Origin of the sequence: Streptomyces sp. NPDC032940 (assembly GCF_040636935.1) — a bacterium.
Taxonomy (GTDB): Bacteria; Actinomycetota; Actinomycetes; order Streptomycetales; family Streptomycetaceae; genus Streptomyces.
This window is the reverse complement of sequence record NZ_JBEZVJ010000012.1, coordinates 90,572-114,163: the sequence shown is the minus strand read 5'-3', so window position 1 is coordinate 114,163 and position 23,592 is coordinate 90,572. Positions and strand designations below refer to the sequence as shown.

General features: G+C 74.5%; 22 protein-coding genes and 1 pseudogene. 15 read left to right on the top strand and 8 right to left on the bottom strand.

Annotated features, from left to right (window positions below):
- Positions 1-23: 23 nt before the first annotated feature.
- The 4 genes from msrB to AB0E77_RS17510 all read right to left on the bottom strand — a co-directional run bounded on the left by msrB (position 24) and on the right by AB0E77_RS17510 (position 3,388).
- Positions 24-431 carry a peptide-methionine (R)-S-oxide reductase MsrB gene (msrB, locus tag AB0E77_RS17525; RefSeq protein WP_361571128.1) on the bottom strand — a complete coding sequence of 136 codons (408 nt, stop codon included), beginning with the start codon at positions 429-431 and terminating at the stop codon, positions 24-26.
- A gap of 14 nt (positions 432-445) precedes the next feature.
- Positions 446-1,843, bottom strand: a complete 1,398-nt coding sequence (gene murC / locus AB0E77_RS17520) for a UDP-N-acetylmuramate--L-alanine ligase (RefSeq protein ID WP_361571122.1) — start codon at positions 1,841-1,843, stop codon at positions 446-448.
- Between the two features lie 94 nt (positions 1,844-1,937).
- Positions 1,938-2,411: an indole-3-glycerol phosphate synthase gene (locus AB0E77_RS17515; protein ID WP_361571119.1), complete on the bottom strand. Its 474-nt coding sequence runs from the start codon at positions 2,409-2,411 to the stop codon at positions 1,938-1,940.
- Positions 2,412-2,617: 206 nt separating this feature from the next.
- A complete protein-coding gene (locus AB0E77_RS17510; protein WP_361571116.1) occupies positions 2,618-3,388 on the bottom strand; it encodes a pyrimidine reductase family protein in 771 nt (256 codons plus the stop codon).
- Positions 3,389-3,736: 348 nt separating this feature from the next.
- On the opposite strand from AB0E77_RS17510, the gene zapE reads away from it, so the two are divergent.
- The 12 genes and pseudogenes from zapE to AB0E77_RS17450 all read left to right on the top strand — a co-directional run bounded on the left by zapE (position 3,737) and on the right by AB0E77_RS17450 (position 15,887).
- Positions 3,737-4,861, top strand: a complete 1,125-nt coding sequence (zapE, locus tag AB0E77_RS17505) for a cell division protein ZapE (protein WP_361571113.1) — start codon at positions 3,737-3,739, stop codon at positions 4,859-4,861.
- A 198-nt stretch (positions 4,862-5,059) separates the two neighbouring features.
- Positions 5,060-5,467: a hypothetical protein gene (locus AB0E77_RS17500; protein ID WP_361571110.1), complete on the top strand. Its 408-nt coding sequence runs from the start codon at positions 5,060-5,062 to the stop codon at positions 5,465-5,467.
- A gap of 77 nt (positions 5,468-5,544) precedes the next feature.
- Entirely contained in the window at positions 5,545-6,126 is a 582-nt protein-coding gene (locus AB0E77_RS17495; protein WP_361571107.1) for a carbonic anhydrase, read from the top strand.
- A gap of 8 nt (positions 6,127-6,134) precedes the next feature.
- The gene (locus AB0E77_RS17490; RefSeq protein WP_361571105.1) at positions 6,135-7,628 is read left to right on the top strand and encodes a SulP family inorganic anion transporter; all 1,494 of its coding nucleotides are present in this window, start codon (positions 6,135-6,137) and stop codon (positions 7,626-7,628) included.
- A 137-nt stretch (positions 7,629-7,765) separates the two neighbouring features.
- Positions 7,766-8,542, top strand: coding sequence for a slipin family protein (locus AB0E77_RS17485; protein ID WP_361571102.1), 777 nt, complete (start codon positions 7,766-7,768; stop codon positions 8,540-8,542).
- 99 nt (positions 8,543-8,641) lie between these two features.
- Positions 8,642-10,009 (top strand): PhoX family protein, encoded by a 1,368-nt coding sequence (locus tag AB0E77_RS17480; RefSeq protein ID WP_361571099.1) that lies wholly within the window; start codon positions 8,642-8,644, stop codon positions 10,007-10,009.
- 55 nt (positions 10,010-10,064) lie between these two features.
- Positions 10,065-11,588, top strand: coding sequence for an FAD-dependent oxidoreductase (locus AB0E77_RS17475; protein WP_361571096.1), 1,524 nt, complete (start codon positions 10,065-10,067; stop codon positions 11,586-11,588).
- Between the two features lie 111 nt (positions 11,589-11,699).
- On the top strand, positions 11,700-12,560 hold the full coding sequence (locus AB0E77_RS17470; RefSeq protein WP_361571093.1) for a polysaccharide deacetylase family protein: 861 nt from the start codon (positions 11,700-11,702) through the stop codon (positions 12,558-12,560).
- Between the two features lie 18 nt (positions 12,561-12,578).
- Positions 12,579-12,796, top strand: a pseudogene (locus AB0E77_RS17465) (hypothetical protein).
- Positions 12,797-12,824: 28 nt separating this feature from the next.
- A complete protein-coding gene (locus AB0E77_RS17460) occupies positions 12,825-13,547 on the top strand; it encodes an aminoacyl-tRNA hydrolase (protein ID WP_361571090.1) in 723 nt (240 codons plus the stop codon).
- 121 nt (positions 13,548-13,668) lie between these two features.
- On the top strand, positions 13,669-14,994 hold the full coding sequence (locus AB0E77_RS17455; protein WP_361571087.1) for a DUF692 domain-containing protein: 1,326 nt from the start codon (positions 13,669-13,671) through the stop codon (positions 14,992-14,994).
- Positions 14,995-15,101: 107 nt separating this feature from the next.
- Complete coding sequence (locus AB0E77_RS17450; RefSeq protein WP_361571084.1) at positions 15,102-15,887, top strand: TIGR04222 domain-containing membrane protein; 786 nt, start codon at positions 15,102-15,104, stop codon at positions 15,885-15,887.
- A gap of 64 nt (positions 15,888-15,951) precedes the next feature.
- On the opposite strand, the gene hemQ is transcribed toward AB0E77_RS17450, so the two are convergent.
- Positions 15,952-16,683, bottom strand: a complete 732-nt coding sequence (hemQ, locus tag AB0E77_RS17445; RefSeq protein WP_361571081.1) for a hydrogen peroxide-dependent heme synthase — start codon at positions 16,681-16,683, stop codon at positions 15,952-15,954.
- A 4-nt stretch (positions 16,684-16,687) separates the two neighbouring features.
- Entirely contained in the window at positions 16,688-18,166 is a 1,479-nt protein-coding gene (gene hemG / locus AB0E77_RS17440) for a protoporphyrinogen oxidase (protein WP_361571078.1), read from the bottom strand.
- A gap of 165 nt (positions 18,167-18,331) precedes the next feature.
- Here hemG and AB0E77_RS17435 point away from each other — a divergent pair, with 165 nt between their 5' ends.
- Together AB0E77_RS17435 and AB0E77_RS17430 are read left to right on the top strand one after the other, a co-directional pair.
- Positions 18,332-19,321, top strand: coding sequence for a DUF4349 domain-containing protein (locus AB0E77_RS17435; RefSeq protein ID WP_361571075.1), 990 nt, complete (start codon positions 18,332-18,334; stop codon positions 19,319-19,321).
- A 27-nt stretch (positions 19,322-19,348) separates the two neighbouring features.
- Entirely contained in the window at positions 19,349-20,764 is a 1,416-nt protein-coding gene (locus AB0E77_RS17430; protein ID WP_361571072.1) for an FAD-dependent oxidoreductase, read from the top strand.
- Positions 20,765-20,783: 19 nt separating this feature from the next.
- Here the strand turns inward: AB0E77_RS17430 and AB0E77_RS17425 are convergent, their stop codons facing one another.
- Entirely contained in the window at positions 20,784-21,128 is a 345-nt protein-coding gene (locus tag AB0E77_RS17425) for a hypothetical protein (protein WP_361571069.1), read from the bottom strand.
- A gap of 134 nt (positions 21,129-21,262) precedes the next feature.
- On the opposite strand from AB0E77_RS17425, the gene AB0E77_RS17420 reads away from it, so the two are divergent.
- A complete protein-coding gene (locus tag AB0E77_RS17420; protein ID WP_361571066.1) occupies positions 21,263-22,081 on the top strand; it encodes a rhomboid family intramembrane serine protease in 819 nt (272 codons plus the stop codon).
- A 14-nt stretch (positions 22,082-22,095) separates the two neighbouring features.
- Here the strand turns inward: AB0E77_RS17420 and AB0E77_RS17415 are convergent, their stop codons facing one another.
- Positions 22,096-23,526, bottom strand: a complete 1,431-nt coding sequence (locus AB0E77_RS17415; RefSeq protein ID WP_361571063.1) for a WD40 repeat domain-containing protein — start codon at positions 23,524-23,526, stop codon at positions 22,096-22,098.
- Between the last annotated feature and the right edge of the window lie 66 nt (positions 23,527-23,592).

The following is a 23,592-nucleotide window of genomic DNA, read 5'->3' as shown; positions in this document are numbered from 1 at the left end:
AGGGCGTTCCCCGAAGGGCCGTGTCAGCCTTCGGTGGGCGCCAGCCGCAGCGCGATGCTGTTGATGCAGTACCGCTGGTCGGTCGGGGTCGGATACCCCTCGCCCTCGAAGACGTGCCCGAGGTGGGAGCCGCAGCGGGCGCAGCGCACCTCGGTGCGGACCATGCCGTGGGAGCGGTCCTCGATCAGCTCGACCGCGTCGGTGTCCTTCGGGTCGAAGAAGGACGGCCAGCCGCAGTGCGAGGCGAACTTGGTCTCCGAGGTGAACAGCTCGGCGCCGCAGGCACGGCAGGAGTAGACGCCCTCGGTCTTCGTGTCGGTGTACTCACCGGTGAAGGCGGGCTCCGTGGCGGCCTGGCGGAGCACGGCGTACTCGGCGGGCTCCAGCTCCGCGCGCCACTGCTCGTCCGGCTTCTCGACGTCGTACGCCATGAGTACTCAGCCCCTCACTCGCCCGTGTTCGACAGCTCGTCCAGGATGCGCGGTCCGAGGTCGGTGACGTCGCCCGCGCCCATGGTGAGAACGAGATCACCGGCCTTCGCCATTCCCGCGACCGCCGCGGGCGCCGCGTCCCTGTCGTGGACCGGGGTCACGTCGGCGCCCGCCGCCCGCGCCGCCTCGATGATCAGCTCGCTGGTGACCCCGGGGACCGGGTCCTCGCGGGCCGGGTAGATGTCGAGGACCACCGACGCGTCGGCCAGGGCGAGCGCCTGGCCCATCTCCTTGCCGAGCTCCTGGGTGCGGGAGAACAGGTGCGGCTGGAAGAGGACCAGGATGCGGGCGTCGCCGACCGCGGCGCGCATGGCCTCCAGGTCCGCCGTCATCTCGGTGGGGTGGTGCGCGTAGGAGTCGACGACCTGCACACCGGCCGCCTCGCCCTTGAGCTGGAGGCGCCGCTTGACGCCCGTGTAGGCGGCCAGGGCGGGGGCCAGCTCGGCGGCGGGGATGCCCAGGGCGGCGCCCGCGGCGAGGGCGGCGACCGCGTTGTGGGCGTAGTGGCGGCCGGGCACGGAGACCCCGAAGGTCAGCTCGGTGCCGTCCATGAGCACGGTGACCTCGCTCCTGAGGCCCTGCGGGACGACCGCCAGGACGCGCACGTCGGCGTCCTCGGACTCGCCGTACGTCACCGTCCGCACCGTGCCGGCCAGGCGCCGGGTCAGCTCGCGGGCGCCCTCGTGGTCGGCGGAGATCACCAGCGTGCCGCCGGGGACGATCTTGCCGGCGAAGGTCTCGAAGGACTCGTAGATCTCGTCCATCGACGCGTAGTTGGCGTGGTGGTCCAGCTCGACGTTGAGGACGATGGCGACCTCGGGCGCGTACTTGTGGAAGCTGCGGTCGCTCTCGTCGGCCTCGGCGACGAAGATCTCGCCGTCGCCGTGCAGGGCGTTGGAACCGGGCGCGTCCAGGTCGCCGCCGATCGCGTACGACGGGCCGCGGCCCAGCTCGGAGAGGGAGACCGCGAGCATGGAGGTGGTCGTGGTCTTGCCGTGGGTGCCGGCCACCGCGATCGGGCGCAGCCCGTTCATCAGGGCGGCGAGGGCGTCGGAGCGGTGCACGACGGGGATGCCCAGCTCGGCCGCGCGGGCCAGCTCCGGGTTGTCCTCGCGGATCGCCGACGAGACGACCACACAGCTCGCGTCGTCGGCGAGGTGCTCCGCCGCGTGCCCGATGTGCACGGTCGCGCCCAGTGCCCGCAGCGCCTCGGCGGTCGCGGAGTCCTTCGCGTCGCTGCCCGCCACCGCGGCCCCGCGCTGGGCGAGGATCTTGGCGATGCCCGACATCCCGGCGCCGCCGATGCCGATGAAGTGCGGTCGGTCCATGGCGGTAGGAAGGCCGGGTGCCATGCGCTGTTCTCCCCAGAGGTGCGGTGCGTGCTGGTACGTGTGACGGGTGCTGGTGGGTGCGCCCCCGGCGCGGGGCCCGGAGCGCGGCCCCAGCCTATGCCTTGCTGTGGGAGAACAGCTTCAGCACCGGTACGCCGACCTTGTGCCGGGCCCGCGAGGCCCAGTCCCGGTGGAAGAACTCCTCCACGTAGTGCGGGTCGGTCAGGACGATCACCTCGTCGGCGTCGATCTCCCGGACCAGCGACCTGAGCGCGTCCAGCGGGTGGTCCTCGATCAGACGGCCCTCGGCCTCCGCGCCGGACGCGCGCAGGGCGGTGAGGGACACCTCCAGCGCCCGCTGCCCGACGCTGAGCGCCTCCTCCCCTTCCGGGGTCTCGCCCTCGCGGACCGCGTCGTCGAGCTCGCCGAGGGCGACGTCGTCGATGGCCCGCAGCAGCCGGTCGGCCTGGTCGCCGCGTGGCTGGAGCAGCACGTGGAAGGCGACCGGTTCGTCCCCGTGCAAGGTGGTGACGAACTCCACGTCGGCGGACGTCAGGGCCTTCTCGATCATCAAAACGCTTGTGAACACCAGGCGCCCCTTCTCCTTCGAGGGCCCTCGGGCCCCACCCTCCGCGGGCGTGCCGAGCCCTGCGGAAACCATCCTGCCCCGTGATCGCACGGGTACTGCCGGATTCAGTGTGCCCGGCGCGGGCTAAGCGGAACGGGTAATTCCGAATGTGGTTCGCGGCTGCGCGCTAACGCCCGAACCTCTGTCCGGGTCGCGGCCGCCGTGACTCAGGCCCGCCGGTACCGGCTGAAGAGGAAACCTTCCTCCTCCAGCAGGGAGGCCAGGGCGTACCGTCGCGGCACCTCGACCGAGGGTCCGCCCGCGATGCGCTGCGCGTCGCCCGCGGTGAGCATCGGGGAGACGGTCAGACACAGCTCGTCGAGGACGCCGGCGGCGACGAACTGCCCCAGCAGCCGCGGGCCGCCCTCGGTCAGCAGCCGGGTGTGACCGAGGCCGGCGAGCTCGCGCACGGCGCGGGCGGGGTCCACGCCGACGCCGTCGCCGGCGATCACGACCCGGGCGCCGGCCCGCTCGGCGGCGGCGATCCGGTCCGGGGCCGCGGCGGCGCCGGTGAGGATCAGGGTGGGCACCAGCGGGGAGGTGAACAGCGGCAGGTCGAAGTCCAGCTCCAGGCTCGCGCTGACCACGGCGATCACCGGCGCCGGGTCCTGTCCGGCCGCCTGCCGCAGCTCCGCGAACTCGGCACGCGCGCGTGCGGGCCGGTACCCCTCCTGGCGTACGGTCTCGGCGCCGGCGATCACCACGTCCGCGAGGGCCCGCAGGGTGCCGAAGATCCGCATGTCGGCCGCGCAGGAGATGGGCTGGGAACGGCCGTCGTGCTGGGCGGCACCGTCCAGGGTGGAGACCATGTTGGCCCGCAGCCGCACCCCCTCGGGGTACGCGTAGGCGGCGGCCAGCTCGGTGAGGCTCCACTCCCGGTCGTCCCCGGCGGAGTCCCCCTCTGCTGTCGGATCGGTCACAGGGAACAGACGTCGCATGCGGTGCAGTGTTCCACGCGGCCGAGCCCGGACCGCGGCAGCGTCCCCGGCCACGGGCGGCCGCCACAGCCGCTGTGACCGCCGTAACCGCCAAGCCGCCGCACGCGCCGTAGCCGCCATAGCCGCCGCAGCCGCAGCCGCAGCCGCGGGCAAATGCCTCCCCCAGCGTCTGAACGGCCCGGGAGGCACCCCCCGGGGCCGCACGGGTGGGCGCGGCGGCACCCCTCGGTGCCGGGCGGCGCGACCCGCCCGCGCCCCGCCGCGACGCCGGGCAACCGGAGATCACCGCGCCGGGTCCCCGCCCCGGCCCCCCGGCCCACCCCCAGGCAGGCCCTACCATTGAGCACCGTGTCGTCCTCCTCCGCCGCCTCCGGCTCCACCCCCTCCGGCCCCGCCCCGATAGCCGTGGCGGCCCCGCTGTCCCTGTGCGCCCGCGAGCCGCACGTCCCGGCGGACCGCCTGGTCGCCGAGATGGTGCCGCCGCCGCGTTTCGACTCGGTCCGCTTCAGCACGTACATCCCGGACCCGAACCAGCCCACCCAGAGCGAGGCCGTCCAGGTGCTCGAGGGCTTCGCCGCCGGACTGGACGGCGGCGCCCCCGGCGCGGCCGCCGGCAAGCGGGGTCTCTTCGGGTTCGGCCGGAGCAAGGCCCCCAAACCCCCCGCCGGCCCCCGCGGCGTCTACCTCGACGGCGGATACGGCGTCGGCAAGACCCACCTGCTGGCCTCCCTGTGGCACGCCACCCCCGCCGACCCCTCCCGCAAGGCCTTCGGCACCTTCGTCGAGCTGACCAACCTCGTCGGCGCCCTCGGCTTCCAGCAGACCGTGCAGACCCTCTCCGGGCACCGTCTCCTGTGCATCGACGAGTTCGAGCTCGACGACCCGGGCGACACCGTCCTCGTCTCCAGCCTGCTCGCCCGCCTCGTGGAGGCCGGCGTGGCACTCGCCGCCACTTCCAACACGCTGCCGGGCAAGCTCGGCGAGGGCCGCTTCGCGGCGGCCGACTTCCTGCGCGAGATCCAGGGCCTGTCCGCCCACTTCCGCGCCCTGCGCATCGACGGCGAGGACTACCGTCACCGCGGCCTGCCCGAGGCCCCCGCGCCGTACTCCGACGAGCAGGTCACCCGCGCCGCGCAGGCCACCGAGGGCGCGTCCCTGGACGACTTCACCGCGCTCCTCGACCACCTCGCCCGCGTCCACCCCAGCCGCTACGGCGCGCTGACCGACGGCGTCGCGGCCGTGTGCCTCACCGGGGTGCGCCCCGTGCCGGACCAGTCGACGGCGCTGCGCCTGGTCGTCCTCGCCGACCGGCTCTACGACCGCGAGGTGCCGGTCCTGGCCTCCGGGCTGCCCTTCGACCGGCTGTTCGGCGAGGAGATGCTGAAGGGCGGCTACCGCAAGAAGTACTTCCGCGCGATCTCCCGGCTCACCGCACTGGCCCGGGACGCGGGCCGCCTCGTCGACGCGGACTGATCCGGCGTCCGGTCCGCCCCTCCGGCCGGCCTGACCCACCGTCCGTTTCCCGCCGACCGACCTCGGTTTTCAGGCGCTCTTCGGCCCGTAACGCCGTGTTAACCCCGCAAACGACCCTGCGGGGTTAACGTGTTTCTTGACCAAGCATTGACCAATCGTTGGTGTGCGCAAGAGGTGTGAACTGCCGGGAGGGGACGCATGTTCCGAGGTACGACACCCCGGGCCCTGTTCCCGCTCCTCGCCGCCGTCCTCTTCGTCCTCCAGTTCTTCGCGCCCGCGCCGTCGTTCGCATCCGCGTATACGGGCCGTGATTCCATGGCCCATGCCTGGTCGGCGTCCGGGGCGTTCGCCCCCTCCGGTACGGCGCTGCGCGACGAGACCGTCACCTGTCATGAGCCCGGCCGCTCCGGTAACACGCACGGCCCGGCGCGCGTCCGCGACCGGCACCGCGCCACCGCCGCCCCCGAGCCCGAGGCCCCCGAGCCTCCGCTGTCCCGGCAGCGCACGGACGGGCTCGAGCAGGTACCGCCCGGCCGCGCGCACGAACGCCGCTCGAGATCCGCCGCGGACCGCACCCCCGCGGCCCTCCAGGTCTTCCGCTGCTGAGCGGACGGAGCAACCCCCGCTTCGTCCAACGCCCGTCCGACGCGCCCCCACAGCGCGCCAGGAGGTACGACCGCATCATGCAGCCCCTCATCGACAACGCCCGTACGTTCGGACAGCGCCCTGAGGAGTTCGCCGGGCACGCCGCAGGCCAGTCGCCCGAAGTCCTGTTCATCACCTGCTCCGACTCCCGGGTCGTCCCGGCCCTGATCACGGGCGCCCGCCCCGGCCAGCTCTTCGAGCTGCGCACCGCGGGCAACATCGTCCCGCCCTACGGCGCCGAACGCCCCAGCGGCGAGACGGCGACCGTCGAGTACGCCGTCGAGGTCCTCGGCGTCTCCGACATCGTGGTCTGCGGCCACTCGCACTGCGGTGCCGTCGGCGCGCTGGTGCGCGGCGACGACCTGACCGCCGTGCCCGCCGTGCGCGACTGGCTGGCCCAGGCCGCGGACGAGCCGAAGCCCGGCGACCCGGCCGACCCCACGGTCGCCGACGCCGTCCAGCACCACGTCCTGGCGCAGCTGCTGCGGCTGCGCTCCTACCCGTGCGTCGAACGGCGGCTGGCCGAGGGCCGGCTGCGCCTGCACGGCTGGTACTACGAGGTGCACACCGGCACCGTGCTCCGGCACCGGGCGGACACCGACGCCTTCGAGACCCTGTGAGGCGGGCCGTGGACGCGATATCCGGGTTCCCGCGGTCCAGATTCCCGTACTGGCGGCAGGACCTCACCGCCTCGCTCGTGGTGTTCCTGGTCGCCCTCCCGCTGTGCGTCGGCGTCGCCGTCGCCTCCGGTGTGCCGGCCGAGCTGGGCCTCGTCACCGGCATCGTGGGCGGCCTGGTCACCGGTCTCCTGCCGGGCAGCAGCCTGCAGGTGTCCGGTCCGGCCGCCGGTCTGACCGTGCTGGTCCTCGGCGCCGTCGAGACCTACGGGCTGCCCGCGCTCGGTGTGATCGTGCTGGCCGCCGGGCTGCTCCAGCTCGCGATGGGCGCCCTGCGGCTGGGGCGCTGGTTCCGGGCGATCTCCCTGTCGGTCGTCGAGGGCATGCTGGCCGGCATCGGCCTCGTGCTCATAGCCGGTCAGCTGTACTCGGCGGCCGGGCTGGAGGCGCCCTCCTCCGGCCTGGACAAGATCACCGGGCTGCCCGGGGCCGCCGCCGACGCCCTGGGCAGCACCGAGGCACTCGCCTCCCTCGCCCTCGGCGCGGGCACCGTCGTGGTGATGGTGCTGTGGACGCGGCTGCCGCGGCGCGTCCGTACCGTGCCGGGCGCGCTGGCCGCGGTCGGACTGGCCACGGCGGTCACCGCCGTGCTCGGACCGCCGGTGGCGACCGTCGAGGTGAAGGGCCTGCTGGACGCGGTCCAGCCGCCCGGCGCGGACGCGTTCGGCGAGCTGGCGAACGCCGGATTCCTCGGCACCATCGTCGCCTTCACGCTGATCGCCTCGGCGGAGAGCCTGTTCAGCGCCGCCGCCGTGGACCGGCTGCACACCGGCCCGCGCACCGCGTACGACAAGGAGCTGATGGCGCAGGGCGCCGGCAACTCGGTGTGCGGTCTGCTCGGCGCGCTGCCGATGACCGCGGTCATCGTGCGCAGTTCCGCCAACGTCGGCGCCGGCGCGCGGACCAAGGCGTCCCGGGTGCTGCACGGCGTGTGGCTGCTGGTGTTCGCCGCGCTGCTGCCGTCCGCGCTCGCGCTGATCCCGCTGCCCGCGCTGGCCGGTGTGCTGGTCCACGCGGGCTGGAAGCTGATCCCGTTCCGCGGCATCGTGTCGCTGTGGCGCGGGCACCGGGGCGAGGCGCTGATCCTGGTGGTCACGGCGGTGTCCATCGTCACGGTGAACATGTTCGAGGGCGTGCTGATCGGACTGGCCCTGTCCGTGGCCAAGACGGCCTGGGAGGCCTCGCACCTCAGACTGGAGATCGTCGACAAGGGCGCCGGTGCGGTCCAGGCGCATCTGTCGGGCAACGCCACCTTCCTGCGGCTGCCGAAGATGCTGGAGAGCCTCGAGGCGCTCCCGCAGGACCGCCCGGTCGAGCTGGACCTGTCCGGGCTGCACCATCTGGACCACGCCTGCCGCACGGCGCTGGAGAACTGGGCCGAGCGGCACAGCGCCACCGGCACGGACCCGGTGAAGGTCACGGCACCGGCCGGGACCCAGGCGTAACACCCGCCGGGCCCCCGCACCCGACGATCCCACCCGGCGCCCGTTCCGGGCGTGGCCCGCAGCCATGGCCCCGGAACGGGCGCCGGGCATATCGTTGCAGGAGCAGGCGAATCGGACCTCTGGGCGAGGAGGCCGTCATGCTCCAGGATCTGCTGACCGCGCTGGCCGTCGTCGCGAGCCTGGGCGTCCTCTACGTCGTCTCGGCGGCGCGGGTCGTCAAGCAGTACGAGCGCGGGGTGGTCTTCCGGCTCGGGCGGCTCGCGGGGGACGTGCGCGCGCCCGGGTTCACCATGGTCGTCCCGTTCGTGGACCGGCTGCACAAGGTCAACATGCAGATCGTCACGCTGCCGGTGCCCGCGCAGGAGGGCATCACCCGCGACAACGTGACCGTGCGGGTCGACGCCGTCGTCTACTTCAAGGTGGTCGACGCGGCGAACGCCCTGGTCAAGGTCGAGGACTACCGGTTCGCCGTCTCCCAGATGGCGCAGACCTCGCTGCGGTCCATCATCGGCAAGAGCGAGCTGGACGATCTGCTCTCCGACCGGGAGAAGCTCAACCAGGGCCTGGAGCTGATGATCGACAGCCCGGCGGTCGGCTGGGGCGTGCAGATCGACCGGGTCGAGATCAAGGACGTCTCCCTGCCGGACACGATGAAGCGCTCCATGGCACGGCAGGCCGAGGCCGACCGGGAGCGGCGGGCCCGGATCATCAACGCCGACGCAGAGCTCCAGGCGTCGAAGAAGCTCGCCGAGGCGGCGGAGCAGATGTCCGAGCAGCCCTCCGCCCTGCAACTGCGCCTGCTGCAGACCGTGGTCGCGGTGGCCGCCGAGAAGAACTCGACGCTGGTCCTGCCCTTCCCGGTGGAGCTGCTGCGCTTCCTGGAGAAGGCCCAGGAACGGCCCGTGGAGCGGTGACGAGCGGTGACACGTGGGACACGCGTGGTTCCCGGGGCTCCTGGCAGGTGATAGACACAGCGGGGTCACAGTCCTGTCCGCCAGCAGGAAGGTTGCCCCATGTCCGCAACACGACGTCAGGTGCTCGCCCGCTCCGGTGCGCTCGGAGCCGGCATCGCCTTCACCGGAGCCCTCTCCGAACTCTTCGCGGGCACCGCCGCCGCACAGTCCCTCGGTCACTCCGGCTACGGCCCCCTGGTCCCCGACCCCGACGGCCTGCTCGACCTGCCGAAAGGATTCCGCTACCGGGTCCTGTCCCGTGAGGGCGACCAGCTGCGCTCCGGCGAGGGACCGGTGCCGTCCAACCACGACGGCATGTCCGCCTTCCCGGGCCGGCACGGCCGCACCCACCTGGTCCGCAACCACGAGAACCGCGCGAGCGGCAGGGTCCCCGTGCCCACCGTCGAGGGCCTCACCTACGACCCGGAGGGCAAGGGCGGCTGTACGGCGCTGACGCTGGACTCCCGCAACCGCGTGCTGTCCGAGCGGGTGGCGATCGCCGGCACGGCCGTCAACTGCGCGGGCGGCCCCACCCCCTGGCACACGTGGCTGACCTGCGAGGAGACCGAGGACAAGGCCGGCACCAGCGGCTACACCAAGGACCACGGCTTCATCTTCGAGGTCGACCCGGAGGACCCGCACCGCACCGGCGCGGTGCCGCTGACCGCGATGGGCCGCTTCCAGCACGAGGCGATCGCCGTGGACCCGCGGCGGGGCGTCGTGTACGAGACGGAGGACGCCTTCGAGCGGCCCTTCGGACTCTTCTACCGCTTCCTGCCCGAGAAGCCGCTGGGCGGCACGGGCTCGCTGCGGGCGGGCGGCCGGCTCCAGGCCATGCGCGTGCCGGGCGTGCCCGACCTGTCCTCGATCCAGGAGACGGGCGCCGCCTTCGACGGCATCGAGTGGGTGGACGTGCCCGACCCGCTGGCCGCCGAGACGCCGATCCGCTTCCAGGACTTCGGCCGGGGCGGCATCACCCACGCGCAGAAGCTGGAGGGCTGCTACTGGGGCGGGCGCTGCGTGTACTTCGTGTCGTCCTTCGCCCACAGCGCCGAGGGCTCGGCCGCCGACCACTTCGGCCAGATCTGGCGCTACGACCCGGACCGGCGCCGCCTCACCCTGGTGATCGTCTTCGGCCCGGACACCGAGGTCCAGCTGCCCGGCGAGTCCCCGGACAACATCTGTCTCGCGCCCAGCGGCGGCCTCATGGTCTGCGAGGACGGCAACGGCGCCCAGCACGTCTTCGGCGTGACCCGCAAGGGCGAGGTGTACGCGATGGCCCGCGGCCGGCAGAACATCGGCACCGCCGAGGAGCCCGAGTGGGGCGAGTTCGCCGGGGTCACCTTCTCCCCCGACGGCGACACCATGTACGTCAACTGCTACACCCCGGGGACGACCTTCGCGGTGACCGGCCCCTGGCGCAGGTAGCCGGGCGCACGCCGCCCGGTCACTGAAGCCGCCCAGGCGGGGTACCCGACGCCGCATGACGGAGGAACCCCAGGCCGACGGCGTGTACTGGCTTCGGACGGCACCGGGCGGCGCACCGCGCCCCGCCCTCGCGGAGGATCTCGAGGCCGACGTGGCCGTGATCGGCGCCGGCGTCGCTGGGCTGAGCACCGCGTGGGAACTGGCGCGGGCCGGGCGCAGCGTGGTGGTGCTGGAGGCGGGGCGGGTCGCGGCCGGCGTCACCGGCCGCACCAGCGCCAAGCTGACCGCCCAGCACACGCTGGTCTACGACAAGCTGCGCCGCACCCGGGGGCCCGAGGGCGCCCGCCTGTACGCCCGCTCGCAGACCGAGGCGATAGAGCACGCCGCCGGGGTGGTCGCGGAGCTGGGCATCGACTGCGACTGGGAGACCCGGGACGCCTACACCTACGTCCGTGACCCGGGCCGCGTGGACGAGCTGCGGGCCGAGGCCGCCGCCGCGAAGGAGGCCGGGCTGCCGGCGTCGTTCGTTTCGGAGACCGGGCTGCCGTTCCCCGTGGCGGGCGCCGTCCGGGTGACCGGGCAGGCGCAGTTCCACCCGCGCAAATACCTGCTGGGCCTCGCCGCGGACCTGGAGGCGCGCGGCGGACGGATCTTCGAGGACACCACCGTGCACGGCCTGGACGAGGGCGAGCCGTGCCGCGTGTCGACCGGCACGGGGGCGACGGTCACCGCCCGGGACGTCGTGGTCGCCACCCACTACCCGATCTTCGACCGGGCCCTGCTGTTCGCCCGGCTCTCCCCGCGCCGCGAACTCGTCGTCGCCGGGAGCATGGCGGCGGACCGCGACGTCGACGGCATGTACATCACGCCGGAGGAGAACACGCGCTCGGTGCGCACGGCGCCGCTGGACGAGGCGGACCGGCGGCTGCTGATCGTCACCGGGGAGCACTTCACGCCCGGCACGGGCGACACCCGGGAGCGCTTCGAGCGCCTCGTCGCCTGGGCCGGCGAGCACTTTCCCGGCGTGGACCCCACCTGGCGGTGGGCCACCCAGGACATCGACCCGACGGACACCGTGCCGATGGCGGGCCCGCTGCACCCGGGCGCGCGCCACACGTACGTCGCGACCGGTTTCGGCGGCTGGGGGCTGAGCGGCGGCATGATGGCGGGCCTGCTGCTGACCGCGCAGATCACCGGAGAGGAGTGCGCGTGGAGCGGGCTGTACGACCCGCGCCGACTGGGCACGGCGGTGCGGGAGGCGCCGGCGTTCCTGCGCACGCAGGCCGAGGTCGCCCGGCACTTCGTCGGCGACCGGCTGCGTCCCGCGCCGCCGGTGGACGCCCTGCCGCCGGGTGAGGGCGCCGTGGTCCGCGCGGGCGGCGACCGGCTCGCGGTCTACCGGGACGAGGCGGGCGCGCTGCACGCCCTCTCGCCGCGCTGCACCCACCTGGGCTGTCTGGTGGGCTTCAACGCTGCGGAGCGCGCCTGGGAGTGCCCCTGCCACGGCTCGCGCTTCGCCACGGACGGCACGGTGATCGAGGGTCCGGCGACCAAGCCGCTGGAGCAGCGGGACATCTGACCGCCCGGCCCGCCGTACGCCCGTGACCCGCCTGGCCCGGGAGGGTGACCCCTCGGGCACGTCGCACCTCATAGTCGTACAAAACGACCACCATACTCATACGTTCGTGCGGTGATGACTCTCGTACGACGTACCACCGCACTGGGCGCGGTCGCCGCCGCCTCCCTCGCCCTCGCCGCCTGCGGGAGCACGGAGGCCGGGCAGGCTCCCCGGCCTGCGCCGTCCGCCTCCTCCGCCGGTCCCTCGAAGACCGCCGTGCCCACCCTCGCGCCCGGCCCGGCGGGACTCACCCCCGTCTTCGAGCACGGTCCGCGTGAGGGCGCCGGCAAGACGGTCGCCCTCACCTTCGACGCCGACATGACCGCGGACGAGGGGCCCCGGGCGGCGGCGGGCGAACGGTTCGACAACCCGCAGCTGATCGCGACCCTGCGGAGGCTGAAGGTGCCGGCCACCGTGTTCATGACCGGGCGCTGGGCCGAGGAGTACCCGGACGAGGCCCGCTCCCTCGGGCTGGACGCGCAGTTCGAGGTCGCCAACCACTCCTACAGCCACTACGCCTACACCGACGACTGCTACGGCCTGCCGACCGTGCCCCGGGAGCGGATGCGGTCGGACCTGGAGCGGGCGTACACGGCGTTCAAGAGGGCCGGCGTGCCCCACCCGATGCCCTACTTCCGGTTCCCCGGCGGCTGCTACGACAAGACGGCCCTCGGGGAACTGACCCCCGCGGGCGTCACCGCCGTGCAGTGGGACGTGGTGAGCGGGGACGCCTTCGCGACGGACGCCGACGCGGTGGCCCGGCAGGTGCTGGACGGCGTACGGCCCGGTTCGGTGGTCGTCATGCACTGCACCCGCAGCGCCGCCCCGGTGACCGAGCGGGCGGTGCGCACGGTCGTGCCCGAACTGCGCGAGCGGGGCTACCGCTTCGTCAAGGTGTCCGAGCTGATCGGCGCTGCGGACGGACGGGCCTGACCGTCCTGCGCCGGAGGCATGAGCAGCGACGAGGACTACTGTCTGATCGACGCGACCCGCCCACCGGTCGCCGACGGGCCGCCGTACGCGACGGGGGTCCCCCCGCGCGAGCGCAGCCGAGCGTGGGGGAGTGTGCTGTGCCGGGAGCCGACGGAGCACCCGAGTCGTACAAGGGGATCACCCCGTGCCCGCGGTGCGAGTGGTGGGAGGCCCAGCGGACGGCCTGCTCGGGGTGAGGCGCGGGCGCCTTGGCAGACTGGGTCCGTGAGCAATGAGCCTTCGACGACGCGCGTCCCCGACAGCCCCTTCCGTCCCGAGCCCGGCGACCGCGACCTCGCGCCGCAGTTCGTGCTGCCGCTGGTGGTCCGCATCGAGCGGGCCGCGCCGCCGGCCAGGACGGACGCCCTGGAGACCGCGGCCCGCGCGGTGCTGACGATGCTCGCCGACGCGCGTTCGACGGGCGACGGCGAGTGGGCCGAGGCCGTGCGCGACTGGCAGGACGCCCGGATCCGCAAGGTGGTGCGGCGGGCGCGCGGCGCCGAGTGGCGGCGGGCCGAGGCGCTGCCCGGCATCACGGTGACCGGCAAGGCGGCCGAGGTGCGGGTCTTCCCGCCGGTCCCGCTGGACGGCTGGCCCAAGGACCTGGCCCGCCTCCAGGTCTCCGGCACCGACCTCGACGACCCGGAGCCCCCGGCCGGCGCCGACCCCACGGCCCCCGTCCTCTGGCTCAACCCCGGCCTGGACATGTCGGCCGGCAAGGCGATGGCCCAGGCCGGCCACGGCGCCCAGCTCGCCTGGTGGGAGCTGGACGACGCGACGCGGGACGCATGGCGCGACGCGGGCTTCCCGCTGGCGGTGCGCCCCGCGGACCCGGACCGCTGGGACCTCCTCACCGCCGGCGGACTGCCGGTGGTCCGCGACGCCGGGTTCACGGAGATCGCACCGGGCTCGTGCACGGTCGTGGCGGACCATCCGGCGCTGCGCTAGCGCTCCGCCGGGAGGCTCGTCGGGCGCGAACCTCAGATGTTGCTCTGAACATGCCCACCCCCGGGTTGGCGCCGGACGCCGCGGGCCATACCCCCGTCGAACCGACGGGGAGGAACGGACCATGGAGCGACTGGGGACCGGCATCGGATGGCGGCCGGAGATCGCGGACGTCGTGGAGCGCATGCCCGGCATCGACTGGGTCGAGGCCGTGGCCGAGAACCTGTGTCCCGGCCACCTGCCCGACTCCCTGCTGCGGCTGCGCGAGCGCGGCGTCACCGTCGTCCCGCACGGCGTCTCGCTCGGTCTCGGCGGCGCCGAGCGGCCCGACGCGGACAGGCTGGCGGCCCTGGCCGAGCGGGCGGAGGCGCTGGGGTCGCCGCTGGTCACCGAGCACATCGCGTTCGTCCGGGCGGGCGGGCCGCTCTCCGCCTCCCCACGCCTCGAGGCGGGGCACCTGCTGCCGGTGCCCCGCACCCGCGACGCCCTGGACGTGCTGTGCGAGAACGTGCGCATCGCCCAGGACGCACTGCCCGTACCGCTCGCCGTCGAGAACATCGCCGCGCTGATCTCCTGGCCGGGCGAGGAGATGACGGAGGGGCAGTTCCTCTACGACCTGGCCGACCGGACGGGGGTGCGGCTGCTCATCGACGTCGCGAACCTCCACACCAACCACGTCAACCGCGGCGAGGACCCGGCCGAGGCACTGCGCGAACTCCCCCTGGAGGCCCTCGCGTACGTCCATGTCGCGGGCGGCTTCGAGCGCGACGGCGTCTGGCACGACAGCCACGCCCACCCCGTGCCGCGGGCGGTGCTCGACATCCTGACCGACCTCGCCTCGCGCGTGGCACCCCCGGGCGTGCTTCTGGAGCGCGACGAGAACTTCCCCGGCGAGGACGAGCTGCGCGGCGAGGTGGAGGCGATCCGGACCGCCGTCGACAAGGGCCGGGCGTCGGCACCGGGCCCCGCGGTCACCGGCGTCCGCGCCGACGCCGCCCCGCAGCGGGAGCCGGAGCCCGCCGTCACCGTCACCGACGCCGCGCGTCAGCGCCTCGCCCTCGCCCAGGCCGCGCTGCTGTCCGCGCTGGTCGCCGGCACGCCCGTGCCCGAGGGGTTCGACCGGGTGCGGCTCGGTGTACAGGCGCGGGCGCTCGCCGGGAAGCGGGCGGACGTGGTCGCGAAGGTCGCGCCGGAACTCCCGGTGATCCTCGGTCCGGAGTACCGGACCGCCTTCCTCGCCTACGCCCAGGGGCAGCCGATGACCGGCGGGTACCGGCGTGACGCGCTGGACTTCGCCGGGCGGCTGCTGCGGGACGGCCGGCCCCAGGACGCCCGCGCGCGGCGGGAGTTGCGGGAGTGGTGGCTGGAGCGGTCGGGGCCGGCCCCGCGACCGGAGCGGCCCGGCGTCCGGTGGGCCCGCGCGACCCGGCGGGTGCTGCTGCGCCGCTGAGCGGGGCGCGGACCCCGCCGAGCGGAACGTCACACACCGGCGACGGAGCGTCCCGGAATGTGAAAAGGGCATGGCGCCGGCGTGACCCCTTGGCATAGAAGTACGGCATGTTCTGGGTCCTTCTCCTGCTGCCGGCCTGGGTCGTCGCCGGTCTGGCGTGCACACGGCTGTGCCTGGCCGCCGTGCGCGAGGCCGCCACCGACACCTCGTCCGGGGGCCGTGCGCACACGCTGACGCTGTACGAGGCGGCGTTCCTGTCCGGTGGTCCCCGGCGGGTCGCCGACCTGACGCTGGTCTCCATGGCGCGCCAGCGGCGCCTGCTGCTCGCGCACACCGGCTGGGCGACGGTCGTCGACCCGCGCGGCCGGGACGAGATGGAGCGGTCGGTCCTCGGGGCCATAGGGCCACAGGGGCAGTCCCGGATAGCACCGGTGCGGGCGGCCGCCGCCACCGCCGACGCGGTACGGGGCCTCGCGGACCGGCTGGTCGGTGCGGGCCTCGCCGTGCCGGACGGGGCCCGCAGCATCGCGGCCGGCGTCCGGCGGGTGCGGCTCGCCGCGCTCACCGTGTGCGCGCTGGGCGCCGCCGCGCTGGCGCTGCCCGTTCCCACGGACGTGCCGCGCCATCTGATCGCCCTGTGGTTCGCGCTGCCGCTCGTCCTGACGCTGAGCGCCCTGGCGACAGCGCGGATGGAGGTCCACCCGTACTCCCGCTGGGCCTCCCCGGCCGGACAGCGGCTGCTCGGTACGCTCGCCCGCCAGGCCGACGGCGCGGCGGACGAGCGCACGTACCTCACGTCCGTCGCCGTACGCGGCGTCCACGCCGTCGGTGAACCCGATCTGCGGGCGGCCTTCGCGCACCGCGAGGAGTACCTCGGGGAGCGGCGGGGCTGAGCGGCGCCGGGCCGGGCAGGGGGCGATCAGCCCGGCCCGGACCAGCTCGGCGATGTCCCGCCGGTCAGGCCAGCCCGGCCACCAGCTCCGCGATGTCCTTGCGGCGCCCGGTGTAGAACGGGATCTCCTCGCGGACGTGCATGCGGGCCTCGGAGCCGCGCAGGTGGCGCATGAGGTCGACGATGCGGTCCAGCTCGTCGGCCTCGAAGGCGAGGATCCACTCGTAGTCGCCGAGCGAGAAGGAGGCGACCGTGTTGGCGCGCACGTCCGGGTAGCCGCGGGCCATCTTGCCGTGGTCGGCGAGCATGCGGCGGCGGTCCTCGTCGGGCAGCAGGTACCAGTCGTAGGAGCGCACGAACGGGTAGACGCTGACGTAGTTGCGCGGCGTCTCGTCGGCGAGGAACGCCGGGATGTGCGAGCGGTTGAACTCGGCGGGGCGGTGCAGCGCCATGTTCGACCAGACCGGCGTGAGGGCGCGGCCCAGCTTCGTGCGGCGGAAGAGGTTGTACGCCTCCTGCAGCTGGTCGCTGGTCTCCGCGTGCCACCAGATCATGAGGTCGGCGTCGGCGCGCAGGCCGGACACGTCGTAGGTGCCGCGGATCGTCACGTCCTTCGCGGCGAGCTGGTCGAACAGCTCCTGGACCTCGTCGGCGTAGCCCGCGCGGTCCTCGGGCAGCACGTCCTTGAGCCTGAAGACGGACCAGAGGGTGTAGCGGATGACCTCGTTGAGGTCCTTGGCCAGCTTGCCCTTGTTCGGGATCCGGTCGGCTGCGGGGGTGGTGGCGTCGTCACTCATGACCCTATTCTCCCGCTCCGCCGTGCAGACTCTGCACCGGGTTGGCGGTGAGCTCCTCCACACCGCGCCGGTCCCCGTCGATCTGGTCGACGGCCGCGTACGCGCTCGCGATGCTCGCCGGGACGCCGACGCCGTCGTAGGCGGCGCCGCACACGGCGAGACCCGGGAGCCTGGCGACGTGGGCGCGGACGCGGACCACGCGCGCGTGGTGGCCGACGGGGTACTGCGGCAGGCCGTCCTGCCAGCGGGTGACGCGGGTGGCGACCGGCGCGGCCGTCAGTCCGGTGGCCTCCTCCAGGTCGTGCCGGGACACGGCGACGAGCCCTTCGTCGTCGCGGCCGAGGATCTCCGTCTCGCCGTACCTGCCGACCGAGGTGCGCAGGACGACCAGGCCGGGGTCCTCGTCGGCGATCCAGCCCCACTTGCGGGAGGCGAAGGTGGACGCCTTGATGGTGCGCCCGTCGACCGGCGGTACGAGGAAGCCGCTGCCCTCGGGAAGCGCGGCGGCGTCGGAGCGGCGGTAGGCGAGGGTGACCAGGGCCATCGAGGCGTACTCGACGGCGTCCAGTTCCGCGGCGGCGCCCGGCGCCTCGGCGCGCAGCAGTCCGGCGGCGGCGGGCGCGGGCACGGCGACGACGACCGCGTCCGCGTGCAGCGCCCGGTCGCCGGCGACGACCCGCCAGCCGTCCGGCGCGGTGCGGCGCAGCTCCGTCACGGGTGCCCCGGTGACGATCTCGCCGCCCCGCGCCCGCACCGACTCGGCGACGGCGAGCGGGAGGGTGCCGATGCCGCCCTCGATACCCATGAACACCGGGCCGCTCGGCGGGGAGGTGGCCGTGCGGCCCTGGAGGGCGCGCACCGCCTCGGTCAGGGAGGTGTGGGTGCGGGCCGCCTCGAAGAGCTGCGGCACGGCCGAGCGCAGCGAGATGCGGTACGCGTCGCCCGCGTAGACCCCGCCCAGCAGCGGCTCGACGAGCCGGTCGACGACCTCGCGGCCCAGCCGCGCGGCCACGTACTCCCCGACCGCGACGTCCTCGCCGACCTCGGTGCGGGGCAGTTCGGCGTCGCGCCCGATGCGGGCGAGGCCCTCGGGCGAGAGCACGCCGGCGAGGGCGGCGGCGGTGCCGGGAACGCCCATCACATGGCCCTTGGGCATGGGGCGCAGGGCGCCGCGGGTCCACAGGGAGGCCGTCGCGGTGGACGGCGGCTGGAGGCGGTCGGCGAGACCGGCCGCGCGGGCCAGGCCGACGGCCTCGGGGCGGCGGGCCAGCATCGACTCGGCGCCGAGGTCGACGCGGACGCCGGCGATCTCACCGGGCAGCAGCTTGCCGCCGACGCGGTCGGAGGCCTCCAGCACGGTCACGCGGGCCCCCCGCTCCAGCAGCCGGTGGGCGGCGGCCAGACCGGCGATGCCGGCTCCGATGACGACGACGTGCCGGGTGTCCGCGGGTGCCGTGCCCGCCGGGGTCTCGCTAGCGCACATGCCCCAAGCCTCTCAGACCCCGTCGGCGCGGCGGCCGTCAGGCCGGGCCGCGGGGGGCCGTCGGCGAGTCCGGACCGTGACCTCTTCGGGACCGTTCCGCGCCGTCGTCCGCGCCCCTCGCGACGTCATAGGAACGACAGTCGACACCGACCCCGGGGGGCCCTTGTGCGTACACCACCCACCCTGCGAGCCGTTCCGGCCGCGGCCGCCGTCCTGCTGACCGCGTCCCTCGCCCTCACCGGATGCAGCGCCGGCAACGGGAACGACTCCGCCCGCACGAGCGACGCCAAGGCCGCCGCACCGACGAGCGGGGCGCAGGGCGCGGCGGGCGCGGGCGCGGAAGGGGGCGCCGACCGCTCCCGGGCGACCGCGCCGGCGAAGGCCGCCGCGAGCCACATCATCCGCACCGCCTCCCTGACGGTCCAGGTCAAGGACGTCCCCAAGGCGCTCGACGCGGCCCGCACCACGGCCGAGAACGCGGGCGGCTACGTCGGCGACGAGACCACCCGCCGGGACGAGGACGGTCACGAGCGGACCCGCATCGTCCTGCGCGTGCCCGTCGACGCGTACCAGGACGTGATGTCCGAACTGGAGGGCGCCGGCAAGCTCCTGGAGCGCGACGCGAAGGCGGAGGACGTCACCGACCAGGTGGTGGACGTGCAGAGCCGCATCGCCTCGCAGCGCGCCAGCGTGGCCCGGGTGCGCGAGCTGATGGACCGCGCGACCACGCTGAGCGACGTGGTGACACTGGAGAGCGAGCTGAGCTCCCGTCAGGCCGAACTGGAGGCGCTGCTCGCCCAGCAGTCCTCCCTGAAGGACCGTACGAGCCTGGCCACCGTCACCCTCTCCCTGTCCGAGACGCCGGTGAGGAAGGAGGCCGTCGAGGAGGACGACGACCCGGGGTTCACGGACGCGCTGGCGGGCGGCTGGGACGCGTTCGTGACGATGCTGCGCTGGGTGGCGATCGTGTTCGGCGCCGTCCTGCCGTTCGCCGCGGTGGCGGCACTGCTCGTGCTGCTGTGGGCGCGCGTGGTGCGGCCCCGGCTGCCGCGCCGCCCGGCCGCCGCGCCGCAGGCGACGGCGGTCGGCCCGCTGCCGGCCGCACCGCCGGTGCCGGGCGCCAGGCCCGCCGAGCCGACCCGCGAGCGGGACTGAAGATCCGCGCCCGCGTAGCGTGTTCGCATGAGCATCAGCGGTACGAGCGGTGGGCGGGGCGCGGGCGGGGCGCGGGAACGGCTGGTCGTGGTCGGCGGTGACGCCGCGGGGATGTCCGCGGCGTCGCAGGCGCGCCGGCTGAGGGGCCCGGACGAGCTGGAGATCATCGCGTTCGAACGCGGTCACTTCAGCTCGTTCTCGGCGTGCGGCATCCCCTACTGGGTCGGCGGTGACGTCACCGACCGGGACGACCTCGTCGCCCGTACGCCCGAGGAGCACCGCGCGCGCGGCATCGACCTGCGGATGCGCACGGAGGTGACGGAGGTCGACGTGGCCGGCGGACGGGTGCGCGCCCGGGACCTCGAGTCGGGCGCGGAGGCCTGGACGCCGTACGACAAGCTCGTGATCGCGACCGGCGCCCGCCCGGTCCGGCCCGATCTGCCGGGGATCGACGCACCCGGCGTGCACGGCGTGCAGACCCTCGACGACGGGCAGGCCCTGCTCGAGACGCTGTCCCGCACGCGGGGGCGGCGCGCGGTGGTCGTCGGCGCCGGGTACATCGGCGTGGAGATGGCCGAGGCGCTCATCAACCGCGGCTACGAGGTGACGGTGGTCAACCGCGGCCGGGAGCCGATGTCCACGCTCGACCCGGACATGGGCCGGACGGTGCACGAGGCCATGGAGGGCCTCGGCATCACCATGGTGAACGACGCCGAGGTCACCGAGGTGCTCACCGGCGACGACGGCCGGGCCCGCGCGGTGGCCACCGCGGACGCCCAGTACCCGGCGGACGTGGTGGTCCTCGGCATCGGCGTCCGCCCCGAGACCGCGCTCGCCGCCCGGGCCGGGCTGCCGCTCGGCGCCCACGGCGGGCTGCTGACCGACCTCGCGATGCGGGTGCGCGGGCACGAGAACATCTGGGCCGGCGGCGACTGCGTGGAGGTGCTCGACCTGGTCTCCGGGCAGGAGCGGCACATTCCGCTGGGCACGCACGCCAACAAGCACGGGCAGGTCGTCGGCACCAACGCGGGCGGCGGCTACGCCACGTTCCCGGGCGTGGTCGGCACCGCGGTCAGCAAGGTGTGCGACCTGGAGATCGCGCGGACCGGGCTGCGGGAGAAGGACGCGCTGCGGGCGGGGCTGCGGTTCGTGACGGTGACGATCGAGTCCACCAGCCGCGCCGGGTACTACCCGGGTGCCTCGCCCATGACGGTGAAGATGCTCGCCGAGCGGCGCACCGGACGCCTGCTCGGCGTGCAGATCGTCGGCCGTGAGGGCGCGGGCAAGCGCGTCGACGTCGCCGCGGTGGCCCTCACGGCGGGGATGACGGTGGAGCAGATGACGGCCCTGGACCTGGGTTACGCGCCGCCGTTCTCCCCCGTGTGGGACCCCGTGCTGGTGGCGGCCCGCAAGGCGGCGCGGGCGGTGGAGGAGCACCGCTGACCCGCTCCGCCCGTGGGCGCTACGCGGTGCCGTTGATGCGGTCGATGGCCTGCCGTGCCTGCTCGGCCGGGGGCCGTGCGGGCAGGGACGACACGGACGCCGGGGCGGTCATGGACGCCGGGGCGGTGACGGCGGGCGGCTGCTCGCCGGCCGGCTTGGCGTGCGCGGCGGCGCGGGCGGAGCGCAGCCGGTGGCTCACCGCCTCGTCCAGTGTCACGGGGCGTTGCCGCTGCGCGGCCAGCCGCCCGGCCTCCTGCCCGAGCCGGGCGACGTCCTCCCAGGGCAGGCGCAGCACGAGGGCGACCTCGGCCTCGCCGTCGGGCAGGGCGTGCATCGCCGGAACCGGTGTGACCCGTTCGTTCATCGCCTGATCCTCACGTCGTCCCCGCGCCCCGCCTTCCCCGGGCCGCGGGCGGTTGAGAGGACATACGCAGCCACGGACGGGGGCGTTCAGACGTCACGCCGATTCACCGTCCGTCAGGCGGGCAGTAGTGTCCCGTGGTCATCCCCGTCCATGACGTGAACCCGGCGCGCCGCACGCCCTGGGTGACGTACGCCCTGATCGCCGCGAACGTGCTCGTGTTCCTGTTCACCCCCGGCATGACCGGTTCCGTGACGGGCGACGGCTCTCTCGCGCAGATGTGCCATCTCCAGGCGTTCCTGGACCACTACGCGGCGGTGCCCCGGGAACTGCTGCAGCACCGCATGCCCCGGCTGGTGCCCACCGGTGCGACCGGGGTGGGCCCGCAGGGCCCCGGGTGTGTGATCGGCCCGCCGGGCTACGACAAGTCGCCGGAGCTGAGCGTCGCGACGGCGATGTTCCTGCACGGCGGCTGGCCGCACCTGCTGGGCAACATGCTCTTCCTGTGGATCTTCGGCAACAACGTCGAGGACCGCATGGGCCACCTGCGCTACCTGCTGTTCTACGGCGTCTGCGGCTACGCGGCGACCTACGGCTTCGCCCTCCTGAACGCGGACTCGGCCGACCCGCTGATCGGCGCGTCGGGCGCGATCGCCGGGGTGCTGGGCGCCTACCTGGTGCTCTATCCGAGGGCCCGGGTATGGGTCCTCGTCCCCTTCCTGATCTTCCTGCCGCTGCGCCTGCCGGCGTGGATCGTCCTGGGCCTGTGGTTCGTCCTCCAGGCCTTCTACTCCGCCGGCCAGGGCGTCTCCGCCGCGGGCGCCGTCGCCTACGTGGCCCACGTCGTCGGCTTCGTGGCCGGCATGCTCCTCGCCTGGCCCCTCAAGCCCGGCACTCCCCCGCCGCCGGAACCGCCCGGCATCCTCTTCGGCCGCCGGGCCCGACGGGCCCCGTAGGAATCCCGTAGCAATTACGTGCGGTCCGGTCGACCGTCCGTGACCGGGGCCCCGGCGAGATCCGCCGTCGCCCACAGGGCCACCGGCTCGTCGTCCCCGCCGGCGGCGAGGAAGCGGCCGTCGGGGGAGAAGCCGAGGGTGCGGAAGGCGCAGGCGTGGCGGGTGAGGGGCGGGCCGAGGGGGCCGTGGGAGACCGGGTCCCACAAGCGGACGGTGCGGTCCATGCCGGCCGAGACCAGCAGCCGTCCGTCGGGCGAGAACGCCAGGCCCCTGACCGCGTTGCGGTGACCGGTGAGGGGATCGCCGACGGGCGCGCCGGCGCACGGGTCCCAGAGGCGGACCGTCCCGTCCCAGTCGCCGGAGGCCAGCAGGCGGCTGTCGGGTGAGAACGCCAGGGCCCGGATCTCGCCGCGGTGCCCGAGCAGCGGCTCCCCCTCCGGCGCGCCGCCGTCCGCCCGCCACAGCCGTACGGTGGCACCGGCGCCTCCGGAGGCGAGCAGGCGTCCGTCCGGTGAGAACGCCACGGCTTCGACGCCGCCCGTGTGCGCGGCGAGCGGGGCGCCGACCGGCTTCCGGGTCACCGGGTCCCACAGCTGTACGGTCCGGTCGCGGCCCCCGGTGGCCAGCAGGCTCCCGTCGGGGGAGAAGGCGAGGGTCCAGAGTGTGCCGCTCTGCGCGAACGGCTCGCCGACGGGCACACCGGTGCGCGGGTCCCACAGCCGCACTGCCCGGTCGCGGCCCGCCGTCGCCAGCAGCCGGCCGTCGGGCGAGAACACCACACACCTGACTCCGTCCCCGTGCCCGGTGAGAGGGGCGCTCGCGGGCTCACCGGTGGCCGCGTGCCACAACCGCACCAGCGGGTCGTCGTTCACGGTGGCGAGGAGTTTCCCGTCGGGCGAGAACGCCAAGGAGCGCGCACCGCGGCTCTGTTCACCGAGAAGGACGCGGGCCGGGGACGCATCGGCCGCGGCGGCGCGAGCGGTGGCGGGGGCTCGGACAGCGGCAGGAGCGTGCGAGGTGGCGGCGACGGCGGATGCCGGGACCGGTGGACCGGGGTCCGCTTTCGGGGAGGCGGGGCGGCGGGCCGCGGGCGGCCGCGCCGTGCGCAGCAGTTCCAGGTCGCGCCAGCGCGTGCGCCAGACTTCCAGGCGCGGGTCGTCGCGGCCGAGCGGATGCGGACGGCCCTCGTGGTCGTGGGCGAGCAGTGTCCGTACCAGCGCCATCAGGAAGTCCAAGCGCGGCAGCCGCTTGCCGTTGAGCGTCTCGCTGACCGCCGCGGCCGACAGGGGCCGGTGCCGGGGAGCGCGCCGGGCGATCTCGCGCAGCGGCAGGTTGCCGCGCTCGATCCGCAGCTCCTTCAGGTCGGCGGCGAACTCCGTCAGCCGTCGCCCGAAGTCGTCCTCCGGCACGGCGGCGGTGCCCTGCACGGCGTCGCGGTCGGCCACCCGTCACCTCCTGGCGCGTGCCCACCAGGATAGGGAAGAGCCCGGTGTTCTCAGCGGCGTTCGGCG

Excerpts from the sequence above, each read along its gene's own strand:
- AB0E77_RS17500 (WP_361571110.1), top strand. The coding sequence starts at position 5,060 with ATGTTCCGAGGTACGACACCCCGGGCCCTGTTCCCGCTCCTCGCCGCC.
- AB0E77_RS17485 (WP_361571102.1), top strand. The coding sequence starts at position 7,766 with ATGCTCCAGGATCTGCTGACCGCGCTGGCCGTCGTCGCGAGCCTGGGC.
- murC (WP_361571122.1), bottom strand. The coding sequence starts at position 1,843 with ATGGCACCCGGCCTTCCTACCGCCATGGACCGACCGCACTTCATCGGC.
- AB0E77_RS17475 (WP_361571096.1), top strand. The coding sequence starts at position 10,065 with ATGACGGAGGAACCCCAGGCCGACGGCGTGTACTGGCTTCGGACGGCA.
- AB0E77_RS17430 (WP_361571072.1), top strand. The coding sequence starts at position 19,349 with ATGAGCATCAGCGGTACGAGCGGTGGGCGGGGCGCGGGCGGGGCGCGG.
- hemQ (WP_361571081.1), bottom strand. The coding sequence starts at position 16,683 with ATGAGTGACGACGCCACCACCCCCGCAGCCGACCGGATCCCGAACAAG.
- AB0E77_RS17510 (WP_361571116.1), bottom strand. The coding sequence starts at position 3,388 with ATGCGACGTCTGTTCCCTGTGACCGATCCGACAGCAGAGGGGGACTCC.
- msrB (WP_361571128.1), bottom strand. The coding sequence starts at position 431 with ATGGCGTACGACGTCGAGAAGCCGGACGAGCAGTGGCGCGCGGAGCTG.
- hemG (WP_361571078.1), bottom strand. The coding sequence starts at position 18,166 with ATGTGCGCTAGCGAGACCCCGGCGGGCACGGCACCCGCGGACACCCGG.
- AB0E77_RS17425 (WP_361571069.1), bottom strand. The coding sequence starts at position 21,128 with ATGAACGAACGGGTCACACCGGTTCCGGCGATGCACGCCCTGCCCGAC.
- AB0E77_RS17495 (WP_361571107.1), top strand. The coding sequence starts at position 5,545 with ATGCAGCCCCTCATCGACAACGCCCGTACGTTCGGACAGCGCCCTGAG.
- AB0E77_RS17455 (WP_361571087.1), top strand. The coding sequence starts at position 13,669 with ATGGAGCGACTGGGGACCGGCATCGGATGGCGGCCGGAGATCGCGGAC.
- AB0E77_RS17480 (WP_361571099.1), top strand. The coding sequence starts at position 8,642 with ATGTCCGCAACACGACGTCAGGTGCTCGCCCGCTCCGGTGCGCTCGGA.
- AB0E77_RS17450 (WP_361571084.1), top strand. The coding sequence starts at position 15,102 with ATGTTCTGGGTCCTTCTCCTGCTGCCGGCCTGGGTCGTCGCCGGTCTG.